The 15,601-nt window shown below is 64.6% G+C and carries 10 protein-coding genes; 5 read left to right on the top strand and 5 right to left on the bottom strand.

All coding sequences use genetic code 11. The annotated features are described in order from the left end of the window. Positions 1-25: 25 nt before the first annotated feature. Entirely contained in the window at positions 26-2,098 is a 2,073-nt protein-coding gene (locus QSK35_RS33930) for a PQQ-dependent sugar dehydrogenase (RefSeq protein WP_285751757.1), read from the bottom strand. Between the two features lie 198 nt (positions 2,099-2,296). On the opposite strand from QSK35_RS33930, the gene QSK35_RS33925 reads away from it, so the two are divergent. The 5 genes from QSK35_RS33925 to QSK35_RS33905 are packed head-to-tail and all read left to right on the top strand — an operon-like array spanning position 2,297 to position 7,295. Beyond that, on the top strand, positions 2,297-3,502 hold the full coding sequence (locus tag QSK35_RS33925) for an extracellular solute-binding protein (RefSeq protein WP_285751756.1): 1,206 nt from the start codon (positions 2,297-2,299) through the stop codon (positions 3,500-3,502). Beyond that, positions 3,502-4,572 (top strand): ABC transporter ATP-binding protein, encoded by a 1,071-nt coding sequence (locus QSK35_RS33920; RefSeq protein ID WP_285751755.1) that lies wholly within the window; start codon positions 3,502-3,504, stop codon positions 4,570-4,572. The genes QSK35_RS33925 and QSK35_RS33920 overlap by 1 nt, the downstream gene beginning before the upstream one ends. After that, complete coding sequence (locus QSK35_RS33915) at positions 4,569-5,459, top strand: ABC transporter permease (RefSeq protein ID WP_285751754.1); 891 nt, start codon at positions 4,569-4,571, stop codon at positions 5,457-5,459. The genes QSK35_RS33920 and QSK35_RS33915 overlap by 4 nt, the downstream gene beginning before the upstream one ends. Beyond that, on the top strand, positions 5,456-6,277 hold the full coding sequence (locus QSK35_RS33910; RefSeq protein ID WP_285751753.1) for an ABC transporter permease: 822 nt from the start codon (positions 5,456-5,458) through the stop codon (positions 6,275-6,277). Before QSK35_RS33915 ends, QSK35_RS33910 begins: the two co-directional genes overlap by 4 nt. A 34-nt stretch (positions 6,278-6,311) precedes the next feature. Continuing rightward, a complete protein-coding gene (locus QSK35_RS33905) occupies positions 6,312-7,295 on the top strand; it encodes a LacI family DNA-binding transcriptional regulator (protein WP_285751752.1) in 984 nt (327 codons plus the stop codon). Here QSK35_RS33905 and QSK35_RS33900 read toward each other — a convergent pair whose 3' ends face one another. The 4 genes from QSK35_RS33900 to QSK35_RS33885 form a co-directional block, all read right to left on the bottom strand. Then, complete coding sequence (locus tag QSK35_RS33900; RefSeq protein WP_285751751.1) at positions 7,296-7,769, bottom strand: hypothetical protein; 474 nt, start codon at positions 7,767-7,769, stop codon at positions 7,296-7,298. It abuts the gene before it with no gap. Positions 7,770-7,869: 100 nt separating this feature from the next. After that, complete coding sequence (locus QSK35_RS33895; RefSeq protein ID WP_285751749.1) at positions 7,870-8,406, bottom strand: hypothetical protein; 537 nt, start codon at positions 8,404-8,406, stop codon at positions 7,870-7,872. Positions 8,407-8,534: 128 nt separating this feature from the next. Continuing rightward, positions 8,535-8,828 carry a hypothetical protein gene (locus tag QSK35_RS33890; RefSeq protein WP_285751748.1) on the bottom strand — a complete coding sequence of 98 codons (294 nt, stop codon included), beginning with the start codon at positions 8,826-8,828 and terminating at the stop codon, positions 8,535-8,537. Positions 8,829-8,946: 118 nt separating this feature from the next. After that, a complete protein-coding gene (locus QSK35_RS33885) occupies positions 8,947-15,576 on the bottom strand; it encodes an RHS repeat-associated core domain-containing protein (RefSeq protein WP_285751747.1) in 6,630 nt (2,209 codons plus the stop codon). Positions 15,577-15,601 lie beyond the last annotated feature (25 nt).

Here is a 15,601-nt window from a genome sequence, read left to right as displayed (position 1 = left end):
TCCCCTCATGGCTCACTCGAACGGGCTAGTTCAGCGCCACCTTGAGGATCTTGGTGTTGCTGTTGTTGGCGGTGCTGTCCTTGTCACCGTTGGACGTGGTGACCCACAGCGAGCCGTCCGGGGCGGGTTCGGGCGTCCGCAGACGGCCGTAGGTGCCCTGGAAGTGCTGCGTGGTGGAGCCGATGGACGAGCCGTTGATCGTCATCCGGTAGAGCCGCTCACCGCGCAGGGCGGCGAGGAACAGCACGTCGTTGACGATCGCCAGACCCGAGGGCGACGCCGAGCCGACCGGGAAGGTCTTCTTCGGCGCGATGAAGCCGCCGCAGTCGCCCGAGGTGCCCTCACACTTGGGCCAGCCGTAGTTGCCGCCCTTCTGGATCAGGTTGATCTCGTCCATGTTGGAGTTGCCGAGCTCGGCCTCCCACAACCGGCCCTGGGAATCGAACGCCAGCCCCTGCACGTTGCGGTGGCCCCACGACCAGACGTAGCGCGCGTTGCCGCCCTCGCCGATGAACGGGTTGTCCGCCGGCGCGGAGCCGTCCGGGTTGAGGCGCAGGACCTTGCCGCCCAGGTTCTGCTTGTTCTGGGCGTTGGCGCCGTTCTGACCGTCGCCGGTGGACGCGTACAGCTTGCCGTCCGGGCCGAAGCGCAGCCGGCCGCCGTTGTGGAACTTGTTGCGCGGGATGCCGGTCAGCAGGGTCTGCCAGCCGGAGAACGCGTTGTTCTCGAGCTTCGCGCGCACGACCCGGTTGTCACTGCCGGACGTGTGGTAGATGTACACGTAGTGGTCGACGGCGAACGTCGGCGACAGCTCGAGACCGAGCAGACCGCCCTCACCGTTCGTACCGGACACCCCCGGAACCTTGCCCAGGTTGGTCTTCTGGCCGGACGCGGTGATCTTGATGACGTCCTGCGCGTCGCGGCGGGTGTAGATGCCGCTGCCGTCGGGCAGGAACGCGAGGCCCCACGGAACGTCCGTGTCGGTCGCGATCTGCGTGACGGCGCCGACCTGGTCGCCACCGGACTTGGTCTTGACCTTCAGCTCGTTGGACGCGGGCGACGGGTTGCCTACCGCGTCGAACGCCTTGACGGTGAACGCGTACTCGGTGCTCGCCTTACGGCCGCCGATGGTCGCGGTGGTGCCGGTCGAGTCGCCGACCTTGCCCTCACCGGCCGCGTAGACCTCGTAGCGGGTGACTCCGACGTTGTCCGTGGACGGGTCCCACGCGAGCGAGACACTGTTCGCGGTCTGCGACGGCGACCGCAGGTTCTTCGGCGCGGTCGGCGGGATCGGGTCGTCCTCGGCCGGCGGGGTCTTGAACTCGGCCGTGTTGGAGGCCTGCGAGATGTTGCCCGCGGCGTCCTTCGCGTTGACGTAGAAGCCGTACTGGGTGTTCGCCTTCAACCCGGTCATCGTCGTCGAGGTCGGCGTCGCGGGGACGGACTTGACGAACTGACCCTGGTTGTAGATCTCGTACGACGTGACGGCGACGTTGTCCGTCGACGCCGTCCAGGTCAGCTTCGCGGAGGTCGACTTGATCTCGGACGCCTTCAGGTTGGTCGGCGGCGTCGGCGGTACGGGGTCGTCGATGTTGTTGCCGAAGACCTGGAACTCCTGCAGGGAGTAGCCGTAGCTCGTGCCGGTACGGCATCTCGTGGTGCCGTACACGCGGACGTAGCGGCCGTGGCCGGTGACCGTCAGGTCCTCGACCCCGCCCTTTCCGTCGGTGGTGCTGTGGATGCTGGTCCACGCCGTGGCGTCGTCAGAGGTCTCGACGCGGTACGCCTTGGCACACGAGAGGTCCCACTGCAGCCTGACCCGGCTGATGTTGACCGATGCGCCGAGGTCGACGCGGATCCACGCCGGGTCCGTGTTGGCCTTGCTCGCCCAGCGCGTGCCCGAGTTGCCGTCGACCGCGTTCTTCGGCGCGTAGTTCGCGCCACCGGACGAGGACTCGGCCGTCGGCTTGCCCTGGGACAGAAGAGTGTCCGCGGCCGCGGCTTGCGGCGCTGCGGACACGAGAGAGGTCACCGCCACCGCTATCGCGGTGGCCAGGATGCTGGACTTCGCCAGCAACCGCCGTGAACGGGGTGCCACAGGAGCCTCCCACTTTCGTTGGGGGATGGGTTGTGCGGCGGCACTGCTGTTCGACTGGGGGCGGCGGGCCAGTCATCGGAGGAATGCTCACCTCTGACTGTTGACCACGTGGGCTTTGAGGTGTAGGCATTCGACCGTTACAGAAAAACCGTAAACGTTTTCGAGCGCCAGGTCCAGAGTCAGTTAGGGGAGCCCGAGATGCGCTGGACAAGGAAGTTACAGCTCGTCGTCCCAGCCCTGCTAGTCGCGACCACAGCCTGCGGCGCACCGGCAGGCGCGCCGGCCCAGAACACCGTCTCGAACGTCCCGGACAAACCGTCCAAGCCGGTCGAACTGAACATCCTCGACGTCGCCGGGAACCTCCAGCTCACCGAGGGCATGATCGACGAGTTCGTGAAGACCCATCCGGACATCGTCAGCAAAGTCAACAAGACCAAGGCGACCGCGCCGGACATGCCGGGCAAGCTCAAGGCGGAGCAGAACGCCGGTCAGTCCCAGACGCACCTCGTGCTCACCGGCACCGACGGGCTCGCCGCCGTCGTCGAGCAGAAGCTCGTGCTGAACCTGCTGCCGGACTACTCCGCGAAGTTCCCCAGCCTCGAGCAGAACTACCTGCCGGCCGCGGCCGAGATGCAGAAGCTCGCCGAGAACCAGGGAGTCACGGTCACCTATTACCCGGCCGGTCCGCTGCTCGAGTACGACCCGGCGAAGGTGCCGAATCCTCCGACCACTCCGCAGGAGTTGCTGGACTGGGCGAAGGCCAACCCGAAGAAGTTCCAGTACGCCAAGCCGGCGAACTCCGGTCCCGGCCGGACGTTCCTCATGGGACTGCCGTACATCCTCGGTGACAAGGACCCCAAGGACCCGGTGAACGGCTGGGACAAGACGTGGGCGTACCTCAAGGAGCTGGGCCAGTACGTCGACTACTACCCCGGCGGCACCACCGACACGATGAAGAACCTGGCGAACGGCACGTCCACGATCGTCGCCTCCACGACCGGCTGGGACATCAACCCGCGCGTGCTCGGCACCGTGCCCGAGGGCATGAAGATCTCGACGTTCAAGGGCTTCCACTGGGTCACGGACGCGCACTACGCGGTCATCCCGAAGGGCGTGTCTGCCGACGTGCTGTCGGCGAACCTGGCGCTGATCAAGTTCATGCTGGAGCCGAAGCAGCAGGCGAAGGCGTTCGACCGCGGCTACTTCTACCCCGGCCCGGCGGTCAAGGACGTCACGCTCGACATGGCGCCGCAGGAGTCCAAGGACGCGCTCGCCAAGTTCGGCCGGCCCGAGTACGACAAGCTGATCGAGAGCAACCCGAAGGAGACCTCGTTGCCCGCCAAGCAACAGGTCGCCGCATTCCAGAAGTGGGACCGTGAGGTCGGAAGCGGGAAGACGAAGTAGTGAACTCACAAGCTGAACGCTTCGCGGAGCTGCACATCGACAAGGTGCAGCGGGCCTTCGGCGACACCGTCGCGTTGCGCGGCATGGACCTGACGATCAAGGGTGGCGAGTTCGTCGCCCTGCTCGGCCCGTCCGGCTGCGGCAAGTCGACCGCGCTGAACTGCCTGGCCGGTCTGCTGCCGCTGACCGGCGGTCGGATCACGATGGACGGCAAGCGCATCGACACGCTGCCGCCGGAGCGGCGCGGCTTCGGCATGGTGTTCCAGAACTACGCGTTGTTCCCGCACATGTCCGTGCGGCGCAACATCGGCTTCGGCCTGTCCATGCGCAAGGTGGGCAAGGCGGAGCTCAACCGGCGGGTGGACGAGGCGATCCGGCTCGTCCAGCTGACCGAGCACGAGCACAAGTTCCCGGCGCAGCTGTCCGGCGGCCAGCAACAGCGTGTCGCGATCGCGCGCGCGATCGTTCTTGAGCCACCATTGGTGCTCATGGACGAGCCACTGTCCAATCTGGACGCGGCGCTGCGCCTGGAGATGCGCACCGAGATCAGGCGGCTGCACCAGTCGCTGGGCCTGACGACGGTGTACGTGACGCACGACCAGGAGGAGGCGCTGGCTCTCGCCGACCGCCTGGTCGTGCTGCGCTCGGGCGAGGTGCAGCAGATCGGCTCGCCGGAGGACGTCTACGCGCACCCGGTCAACGCGTACGTCGCGGGGTTCATGGGCTACCGCAACATGTTGCGGGTGACGGTGGAGTCCGTGAACGGCGAGCACGCGGTGGTCACGGGTGACGGCGTCCGCCTGGCTGGGGTGAACCGCGAGTCGCTGCCGGCGGGCGCGGCGGCGGTGGCCGCGGTTCGTCCCGAGGACTTCACGGTCGTTTCCTCGCCTGACGAGGACAACACGGTGTCCGCTGCTGTGGAGATCGTCGAGTACCACGGGCGTGAGCAGGCCGTGGAGGCCCGGTTGTCGTCCGGGGAGCAGTTGCACGTGCGGACGAACAACCGGCTCGCGCCCGGTGACAAGGTCTTCTTGAAGGTGCCGCTCGAGCGTGTGCTGGTGTTCTCATGACCGCGGTCCTGGAGAAGGCTTCACTGAAGCACCGGCTCGCCGAGAAGGGCGTGGACCGGACGCTGTGGCTGCTCGTGCCGGGTGCGATCTTCGTGGTGGTGCTGTTCCTGTACCCCGTGCTGTACGGCCTGCAGCTGTCCTTCCAGCCGAAGGACGGCGGCGGGCCGTTCGCCAACTACATCCGGTTCTTCAGCGACTCCTACTTGTTCGACACGATCTGGATCACGCTGCGGCTGGGCCTGCCCGCCGCGTTGATCAACGTGCTGGCGTCGATCCCGATCGCGTTCCAGCTGCGCGGCAAGTTCCGTGGCAAGCGCACGATCACAACGCTCCTCGTCGTCCCGATCACCCTGGGCACCGTGCTGACCGCACAGGGCCTGATCGAGTACCTGGGGCGCGCCGGCTGGTTCAACCGGATCCTGATGTCGTTGGGCGCCGACGAGCCCGTCCGGTTGGTGCACAACTACTGGGGAGTGCTGTTCTCCCTGATCATCACGGGTTTCCCGTTCGCGTTCCTGCTGACGCTGTCGTACCTGTCCGGCATCGATCCGTCCCTGGAGCAGGCGGCGGCAACGCTGGGCGCGTCCCGCCGCGACCGGTTCCGCTACATCACGCTGCCGCTGCTGGCGCCGGGCCTGGCGATCACGTTCTGCCTGACGTTCGTCCTGGCGTTCTCGGTCTTCCCGTCGGCGATCATGGTCGGCAACCCGGCAGGCGAGACGCACGTGATGTCGATCGCCGCGTACGAGACGGCGTTCCGCGACTTCGACTACTCGATGGGAGCGGCGATCGCCATGTTGATGGCGCTGGTCATGTTGGTCGTGATCGGCCTGGTCCTGATCTGGCGGGCAACCCTGTACCGCGGCGCGACGGGAGGCAAGGGATGACGGCGCGTCCGGCGGCGTGGATCACCTGGGGCCTGTTGATCTTCTTCATGATCAACCTGCTGGGCGTGGTCGGCGCACCCCTGCTGAATTCGTTCGCGGTCCAGTGGTTCGACACGTGGCTGCCCACGGGCTACACCACCTCCTGGTACACCGAGGCGTGGCGCGAGTTCGACCTGTTCAGCGTTTTGCTGGTGACCTTCCAGGTGGCGGTCGCCGTGGTCCTCATTTCGGTGCTGGTCGGCGTACCCACCGCCTACGCCTTGGCGCGCAGGCAGTTCCCCGGCAAGAAGCTGCTGAACGTGCTGTTCCTGCTACCGATCCTGATGCCGCCCATGACGTACGGCATCCCGCTCGCCACCGTGCTCTACAAGTTCCACCTGGCGGGCAGCGTGACGGGCGTGATCGTGGCGAACCTGGTGCCGGCGGTCCCGTTCGTGATCATGACGATGACCCCGTTCATCGAACAGATCGACACCAAGATCGAGTCCGCGGCGCGCATGTGCGGTGCCTCGACGTTCTCGATCTTTACTCGTGTGTTGGCGCCACTGCTGGTCCCCGGAATCCTGGCCGCGTCGATCTTGGTCCTGGTCCGGACCGTGGGCATGTTCGAGCTGACGTTCCTCACGGCGGGCCCGGACTCGGAGACCCTGGTCGTGTCCCTGTTCTACTCGGTCTCGGCGGCCGGCATCCGCGCCACGCAGACCGTGGACGCGATGGCCGTGATCTACACGAGCTCGATGCTGCTACTACTGGTAGTCGCACTCCGCTTCGTGAACCCGACACAGCTAGTTACGAGGCTCAAAGAACCTGCGTCATGATTGATTGATCCAGCTGGCTGAGGGTGAGGTTGAAGTGGCAGTCACCATCCGCGACGTGGCACGCAGGGCGCACGTGTCGGTAGCCACCGTTTCGCGTGCGCTGACATCCCCCGAACTGGTCCGCCCGGAGACCAGGTCGCGGGTGCTGGCGGCCGCTTCGGACCTCGGCTACCAGCCCAACCGAGCGGCCCGCGGCCTGATCACCGGCAAGACGGGCAACATCGGCATCGTCGTGCCCGACCTGGACAACCCCTTCTTCACCGGGGTGCTGAAGGCCGTCCAGGCTCGGGCCATGCAGGCCGACTACGCGGTCTTCGTCGCCGACTCGGACGAGGACCCCGTCGCCGAGGCCAAGCTCGTGCACGCCATGGCGAAGCAGGTCGACGGGGTCGTTCTGTGTGCTCCTGGACTCGAGGACTCTCAGGTTTACGAGGTGGCCGGGGCTACGTCCTTGGTGTTGTTGAACCGGCGGTTGCCTGGGGTGCCTGCTGCTCTGATGGATTCCGCTGGTGGGATGCACGCCATCGTGGACCACCTGGTGGCTTTGGGGCATTCCCGTATCGCTTACCTGAACGGACCTCGGACTTCTTGGTCGAACCAGGAGCGCCGTCGGGGGCTGCTGTCTGCCGTGGCGCAGCACAAGGTCGACCTGGTGGATCTTGGGCCGTTCGCGCCTCGGTATGAGGGTGGGTTGCAGGCTGCTGATCTCGCCGTGGCCGCGGACACCACGGCGATCATCGCTTACAACGACATCATGGCTCTGGGCGTTCTGGCTCGGTTGCGGGATCGTGGGATCTCCGTGCCAGGGGATGTTTCCGTGACCGGGTTCGATGATCTGACGTATGCGGCTCTTTGTTCGCCTGCTTTGACCACCGTCGCTATGCCGGTGGCTTCGGCGGGGCGCACTGCCGTGAACCTGCTTTTGGATTGGCTGGACTCGGACAACACGGACGTGCCGCACGTGGTGCTCGAGACGCAGCTCATCGTGCGGGGGACGACCACTCCCCCGCGCCGCTGATCACTTGGTCTTGCTGGAGCTCCTGAGGTTCTTGAGGATCTGGCGCGCGGCGTCCTTCACGTCATCGCTTATTTCCACCTCGTAGACCGCAACCCGCACCTCCCACCGCCCCGCCGTGGCGTGCACGATGAACCTTCCGCCACCGGGTGAGGTGACCTCGCATGACTGGTTCGAGTCCAGCTCGCTACCGCGGCACAGAGCGCCGGTGTTCTGCTTTGCCAGCTCCGGGCTGGGATAGGCGATGAGACCAATGTCGAGCACCGTGCGATCACCCTGCACCTTGACCGAGCACCTCGTGTCGCGCTCCAGTTTCGCCTCGGTCACCTCAAGGCCCTTGGTGATGACCGCGACCGGCTCAGGCTTGAGCATGTCGGGGCACGCCTTGAGCTTGTCCTCAAGCCCGGCGGGCACGTTGACACCGCATCCCGCGGACATGAGCACAACCGCCAGGGTGGCCACAGATCTGAACTTCACGCGATCTCCTCGGTTCGACACGTGGCCGAAGTGATCTCGAAAACACCGCAAGCAAAGCGGCGGTTTGCTGAGCCACGAGCGGCTGTCGCCACACGCCTGATCATTTGCGGAACTGGTCGGACGCTCGCAGGTCACTGAAGATCCGGAACGCAGCATCTCTGCCCTCCTCGTCGGCCACGGTCGAAACCCCGGCGGCCGTGATCGTCACCGCGTAGTCGCCCGCAGCACCGAAGACACTGAAGTCACCACCCGAGACGCCTTCGCGACGCGACTTCGCAAGGAAGAGCCCGCACGAGCCGTCCGGTCCGGTTATCAGCTGCCCTTCCTTGCGCTCGCGGCACAGCAGCCGCTGCTGCTTCTCGGCCATTTCCGCACCCACAAAGTTCACCGACACCTCAAGTGCCTTGCGACTGCCACCGCCGGCCTGCACCTGGACCGAGCAATGGTTGACCGGACCGTCTTGGGACCACTCGCCAGTCACGTCCTCAACCTCGAGCCCTTCGATAATCACCGAAACGGGCTCCGGCTTCACTGCACCGGCACAGCCCGACCGAACCTTGTCGGCGAGCGCAGAGGGCACGTCAACACCGCAGGCGGCCACCGCCAGCAGAACAAGCGTCGCCGCAATGGCCCTCATCTGAGAATCCCATGGAACACGCGCAACTCCTCGACGTCACCGACCAAGTATTCCGGCCGCAAAGATGACCGAAACCTTCAGATTTACCGAATACTAATAAACCGACCCACCTCCTCATAGACACCTGGCTACGTTCTAAGAATCAGCACGGATTCCTGATTCAACCCCCTCGAAACTTCATCATCTGAGCCTCCCGCATGCAACCAGATGCTGTAACTGAGACACGCCACAAGGCCGTCTCCACCGTCCGACTTCAGCGCCAAGCAACGAACACGCGAGGCTTGAGATTCTCGCACGCCAGAGAATTTCATCATCTCCTCGACCTGCGCCGGCTCTGCAATGGCGATAGTGAGCGGCTGGTACACCGTTTTCAGTTTCATTCCGATGACGCCGTAGAACGTCACCTCAATGAAATCGCGCACGGAAGCTGTGTCGACGCTTCGCAGCTTGAGCTCCGAATGGCTGACACTGTATCGCCACGGCCGAAACTTCCGATCAAAGGAGATGGGAAGGCTCGCAACTGGCTGTGGTGGCTCCTCGTCAGGGACCGAATGGGTTGGCAACGGGGCTTCCGTTTCTGTAGAAGGTCACGCGAGACCACGCGCTAGGGTTGTCCTGGATGTAGCTTAGCTCCCATGCAGTCGCATGCCCATCGAAGATCGGATCCAGGCCCCTACCCGTACGAGCGGCCGACATCGGATCGTCGATACCATTCAAGTTGAAGTGGATCGGCGTCTTTCCATCATTGACGTAGCCCTTGAACTCGCTTACCCATTTATCACCGGCAGAGGGCCAATCGTGGTACGATTTCGCGCCGACCGCATCCGCAAATCCGTGAAGAGCCATCGGATCGCCATCGACCTCGCTAAGCCCGAGTGCGATCCCCCCGCAGACATTGGAATTATGCACCAATGCCGGCGTATTTCCCGCGAGTACATAGTACGTGTGGACGGCGTCAATGGTGAGATTGTAGGTGCGTAGGGTCGCAGCGTAGTGACGGGCGGCCAGGATCGCGACACGTCCATTACCTGGCGTGTTGAGTTCTTGACCTGCCACGAGGACGTTGGCGTCGACCCAAGTGTGAGTGGTGGCGTTGTAGAACGGGTGGTGCGCCGTCGCGGTAATGGTCTTCGGTCCATCGGGCGTGGCGATCGTGAGGTCGACGTACTCCTTGTCCGCCTCCGTGACATGGACAATCAGCACCTCATGAGACTCGATCTTGTCGCTCTCCGGCTGACTGTTGGCGATCTTGTCACCAACCTTGATCTCGTCGATGCGCTCGGTCGAACCGTCGGCCATGAGCACCAAGGTGTCACCACTGAAGCTGTTGAAGCATTTGCCACCAGCTTTGAATATGTCGACTATCTCGTCAGAGTGCTGGACCCATTTGTAAGCAGTGACGGCCTGACCGAGGCCCGGCACCGCGGCAGCACAAGACATGGAGGCGTTTTCGGAGTCCCCGCCGATCCCATATGCAAAACAGTTAATGGCGTCGAAACCCTCGCCCACCCACGGCAGCATGCCAAGGGCATCGAAAATGAAATGAACCTTCTCGGGCGTGGAATAGCTCGGGCAACTCTTGCAAACCGGGTAGGCACTCCCCGAACCGTCATATCCTGTGCCACCGCAGGACTGTGTGGACGCGGGATAGCCGCTCGACGAGCACGATTTCGGCTTGGTCGGCGGCGACCAGCCCGCAGGAGCATCGCTCCCCAGGGTGTAGTTGGTGTAGTTGTCGTGCTTGTTGTGACAGTTAACGACGCACTTGCCGTCACGGTTGTTCTGCGGCCCGTTCGGGTTATACCCCCCATCCCCTTGACACACGTTGTAGTCGCAGTAAGCCAACCCAGTCGGATCGCTGTAGGTCACCGGGTTGTTGTTCGAGTACATGTACCCGTGCATCTGCTGCGGATCCTTGAGGTCCATGATCGGATCCACCGACACGAACCGACCCGTGGACGGCTCGTACTCACGCGCCCCCAGATGCGTCAACCCGGTGTTGTCCAGCGTCCCGCCAACAAACCCCTTGTCCAGGAACGCCAACCACGAACTGTCGCCACGCTGCTCCCCGAACGGCGTCATCCGCCGCTGACGCACCGTCTGATCGGTGTTAGCGATCGTGAGCTCGGCCGTACCGTGGTGATCCGACGACATCCACTGCAATGTCGTCGAGGTCCGCACCGCGATCGGCTGGCCCGCGTGCGAGTAGTACCGCGTGGCATTCTTGGCGCCCGACGTCTTGTATCGCAGCTCCTGCCCCGGCAAGTACAACGTCTTGCCCGACGGGTCACGACGGATCAACCGGTTGCCATCTGCGTCATACAGATACGACGTCGTACCAGTCGAATCCACCGACGTCGCAACACGGCCATCGAGATCCCACGTCATCGTCTGCGTGCCAGCCGCAACCGGCCGGGTACGCATATTGCCAACCTCGTCATAGGTGTACGACCCGGTTCGCGTACCCGTGCTGTCCGTTGTGGACGTACTCGCCAGACTGTGCTTGCCGACGACAGGTGTGTACGTCGTCGTCCGGTCACCCGCCGACGTGCCGTGCTCGACCAACGACGTCCGATCACCCGCGACGTTGTAACCGAACGACTGCCAGTACTTCGCCGGACCACCCAAACCGGCAACCGTCGGATCAGCCGCGCAGTCGCCCGATGACGGAGTCCACGCCTCGGTCATCCGGCGCAGATGATCCGCACGGAAACACTGCGTGTCCCCGCTGACCACGTCCGCGATCTTCGTTACGTTGCCGGCGTCGTCGTAGCCGTACCTCACATCCGCGGGCACGTTGGGCGCGGTGTCCCGAGACGTCACCATCTGGTCGAGACGCCTCGTTGTCTTGTCATAGACGCGGTTGACGGAGACCTTGCCGCGGCCCTGATTGCGCAGCGTGTAGCCGGCCAGCTCACCGAAGGACGTGTACGCGGTGTCGGTGACCAGAGTGGTCGCCGCCGTTGCCCCGTACAGGCTGTTGACCGAGCGCAGCCTGGCGAGCCCGTCATAGTGATACTCCAGCGTCTCCATCGGGAGATCGCCGGCGGCGGGAATTCTCGTTGTGAGAGGAGTTCCGTCGTCGTAGTACGTGTTGACGTACTTGTACGAGCCCGCCAGGCCTGTTTCCGCAGCCGGGATCGTGACCACGGTTTCGGTCGGCTGATAGTGCCCGTCGAAGAGCAGGTTCTCCGTCATGTAGGCGTTGGAACCCGAATAGCGGATCGACTTGACCTGCACGCCCTTCAACGTGGTGCCATCGCTCAGGGTGTCGTAGACCCACTCGGCGCGCTTCGGCCCGATCGTCGAGCCTTCGCGCACGCTCGTCTTGCGGCCGAGCGCGTCGTACGTGTACGCGAGCGTCACAGCTCGTTGATCCGTTGTGGACTCCAGCTGATCCGCATCGTCGTAGGTGGACGTGGTCGTGCCCCGATCGGGGTCAAGGGTGCGAACCTGACGGCCGCGGACGTCGTAGTCGTACTCCCAGATGTGACCCGAAGGTGCCGCCACCTTCCTCAACCGGTCCTGCAGGTCATAGGTGTACTTGGTGGCGTCGAACGTCGACGGGTCACTCGAGCCCGCGGCCGCTCCGGCGTGATACTGACGAAGCTCCGAGGTGCGACCGAGCGCGTCAACAAGGGTAGACGTGCGGACGCCGCCGGTTGGCGGGGTCACGTCGGTGCGGTCACCGCCGTAGGCCGTTGTCGTCCTCTGGACCACTGAGCCGCCGGGAGACGTCGGTGGGGCGTCCTTCTTGAGAACCTGTTCCACGGGGCGACCGGTGCCGTCGAAGGTGACCGCCGCCTGGCTGGGCACGGTGTCCGCGGGCACGAACAGGTTCGTGCCCGGAGCGGCATCCGCCAGGTATGGGTTGTTCGTCCGTACCGCGCGACCGGACGAGTCGTAGTACTGGTCGGTCGTGACCGCGTTCGGACCGCCCGCGGCGTCCGATGTCTGCGTCTGCCGGGGCCGGAGCAGACCGTCGAACAACTGGTACGAGGTGACGTAACCGTTGTCCTGGTTGATCGTCTTCGTGGTGACGGTGACGGGGCCGTTCGTGCGGACCAGATAGGTGAACGTCTTGCTGGCCGGTGTGGTTTCGGTCTGACGCCCGTCGAGCCACACCGCCGTTGTGCGACCGAACCCGTCGTAGCTGATGTCCGTACGCTTCTGGTTCGAGTCCGTGACGGACAGCGGCACGTTCCACGCCGGCTGCAGGTCCGAGGTAATGGTCCAGCCGAGCGCGTTGGTCACCGCCGTCCGCGTCACTGGACCACCAGCTGCTGGTGTGAAGGTCGTGCTCGTGGGGCCCTTGGGATCGGTCAGTTTGGTGACCCGGCCGTATGCGTCGAACTCCCTGACAGCCTGAGGGATATAGGCCCGCACGCCGTTGTTGACCGACTTCAGAGTCTCCTGCGTGGTCACGTCACCCTTCGTGGGCGCCACGCCGAACGCTTGGCCGTCGAAGTACATCCGGTCGTCGCCCGCGACGTCCTGGTCGCGGGGAAGCATCGCCTTCGTGCAATCCGTCACGAACCTGCGGCTGCGTGAGACAGCGCTGACCAGCCAGGCACTGGTGTTCCGGGCGTAGTCGGTGAGCACACACTTCTCGTCACCCGCGACTGCGTCGTCTCCGCGATCTTCGGCGCGGACAGCCATGCCGTAGACGTCGTCGAACACCTTGGTGCTGGTCGTGGTTCGGACGCCGCGGCCACCGTCGAGCGTGGTGCGGGTGTGTTTGGCCGAGGTGTTGGCGTGACGCGCGTGCACTGTGAAGCCGTTGATCGTCCGGCTCGCCGTCGGCGGCGACTGCCACGGCTCGTTGACCGTCGCGGAGACCTCTGCCCCACCGGGGCCGTTGTAGACGATCTCCTCACGCGTCATTCCCGCGAAGGCGTCCTCGTCTGCGGCCTCGGGAACGGAACCTGTCGCGATCGCGGGTAGCACCACGTCTCGGGTCCCCGAGGGCAGCTTGTCGCCGTGCATGCCGCGGAAGAACCGAGTCTCGGTCAGCGTCTGCTCACCGGGATCGCCCTTAGTCGTCCTGACCTTCTCGTAGCCGCGCCAGACGGACCAGGTCTTGTACTCCTCCTTGATGAAGCCGTCATCGTCCGTGTAGTGCCATGCCGGATCGCCGACATAGTCGTACTTCGTGAGGACGTGCGGCGCACGACCCGTGAGGTCTTCCTCGGTCACGTCCGTGACGACGTACTTGTGGAAGTAGTCGAGGATCGGATCCTGGTGGCCTTCTGGCGTCCATCGGACCGGGTAGCACCGCAGATTGTTGTCCTGCAAGGCATTGGGGTTCGGCATCCGCGAGCCGGGCACGCAGTCCGGGGCGGAGTAGTTGACATTGATACGTCCACCGGTCTCCGTGGAGATGGTTGCGAGACGCCACCACTTCATTGCCGCGTACTGATCGGAATAGGTATCCACGCGGTTGCTCAGCTGCACACCGGAGAACGTGATGTCCGGCACGGTCGTCGACTGACCGACCAGGCCCTCATGGGAGATCCGGTCAAGCCAGAGGCCGGCGCGGGTGCCGTCACCGGGATCGGGGAAGGAGTGCGTGAAGGTCCACTTCTCGACTGGGTTGCCGCCGACCTTCGTGGTGACGGTGGCGAGCCTCTTCGTGGTCCAGAAGGTAGGGGCGAAGTTGCGGCACGGACTGGTGTCGCATGCCTGGTCCCACGGAACGTCGCTCCAGTGCGTCGCGTCGTGAACACCGCAATCGCTCAGGCAGCGATCAGCCGTGCCGAACAGGACCTGCATCGGCGCGGTCTCGGTCCGATCGACCCGCGTGCCGTAGTCGATCTGCTTCAGCTGCGACGCACGGTCGTACGACACAACATCCGTGTCGGTCAGGTTCTTGGCGTACTTGTTGGTTTCCTTCTCGTAGGTGTACGTCATCGTGTTGCCGTGAAGATCAACGACGTACTCGAGGTTCCACCTGTATGCCTGGGTGCAGAACGAGTCCTTGAACGTCGCGGCCGCGCACGGCTCCCCGGAATGGTTGCCCGCGACCGGAACGGTCAGCGTCGACTGGCCACTGCGACCGAACCAGTACTGCGTGCCGTCGGTCGTGGTGACGACCCAGTGCTCGTTGTCCTTGGCGCCATTGGTGACGCCGCCGCCGGTGCGTCGCTCAACGAAGGTGCCATCGTCGCTGCGCAGGTGCCAGCGGTTCGGGTTGCCAGCGTCCTTGATCAGCTCACCGGCATGGGCGTCCATCGCCAGCGACGCATTCTCCGTCGCCCAGCACTGGTCACCGGTCTTCACCGTGTTCGTCGCACCGTTGACCATGTCGTCCGCGCACGGCTTGTAGCGACGCTCGATGAAGCTGGCGCCGAGCTGGAATCCCTCACCGACCCAGGACGGCTGGTTGTTCGACGCCGCCATCTGACCGTCGACGCTCGCTGAGGAGTAGCCAAGCGAGAGCTTGGGGGCCGGCCCGTTCAGCCCCGGCGGCGTACGGAGGTCGTAGTTCCAGGTGAACCCACCGGTGTTGCTCCCGGCCGACCACGTCGCCGACGGTGAGAGGCTGGTCGCGGTGTAGGAACCCGAGCCACTCGAGGTGCCTGCCGACAACGCCATCAACGCCCCGTCCGCGGACGTCGCCTCGGCGGGCGTGATCGTTCCCTTCGCCACGTTGTTCGTCGAGGGCACCACAGTGCCCTTGCAGTCGGCTCTGTCCGGTGTGGACAGAGCACATTCGGGCAGCTTCACCAGGCGCAGGCGCGCCGCCCAGTCGCCGCCATAGGCCCAGCGGAAGGACGAGTAGTCCACGCTGATCTTGGCCTTACCACCCGAGACTCGGAAGACGACGCCGTCCACACCGGTGGCGAGACTCTTGGCCCGGTCGAACGTCTCAACCTTGATCTTCTGACCCTGTCTGTCCGTGCTCAGAACCTTGACCGGGCTTGGCAACTCCGGTGTTCGACTGGTTCTCACCGCGCCGGGGTCAATCTCGGTGACCCGCGCCTTCGGCCAGGTGGCCGCAGCACCCTTGAAGGGAGTACCGGTCCGCTTCTCCTCCGCTTTACCCGGCGTGAGGCTCTCGCCGTGAACGATGCGTTCCTTCTGCGGCTTCGGATGCTCGAACGGTGCGGCGAGCGCGGGCGTTCCCGCCACCATCGTCGCCGCGAGTGAGACCACCAGGGCGACGGTCACTCCACGCTTGGAAAGGGCAGTAGAC

This window comes from Lentzea sp. NBRC 105346, from assembly GCF_030269605.1.
GTDB lineage: Bacteria > Actinomycetota > Actinomycetes > Mycobacteriales > Pseudonocardiaceae > Lentzea.
Note: the sequence above shows the minus strand (reverse complement) of the source record. Positions and strands in the feature narration are given on the sequence as shown.

Bases quoted from the DNA above. Each gene is read 5' to 3' on its own strand.
- QSK35_RS33910 (WP_285751753.1), top strand. From the start codon at position 5,456: ATGACGGCGCGTCCGGCGGCGTGGATCACCTGGGGCCTGTTGATCTTC.
- QSK35_RS33895 (WP_285751749.1), bottom strand. From the start codon at position 8,406: ATGAGGGCCATTGCGGCGACGCTTGTTCTGCTGGCGGTGGCCGCCTGC.
- QSK35_RS33915 (WP_285751754.1), top strand. From the start codon at position 4,569: ATGACCGCGGTCCTGGAGAAGGCTTCACTGAAGCACCGGCTCGCCGAG.
- QSK35_RS33925 (WP_285751756.1), top strand. From the start codon at position 2,297: ATGCGCTGGACAAGGAAGTTACAGCTCGTCGTCCCAGCCCTGCTAGTC.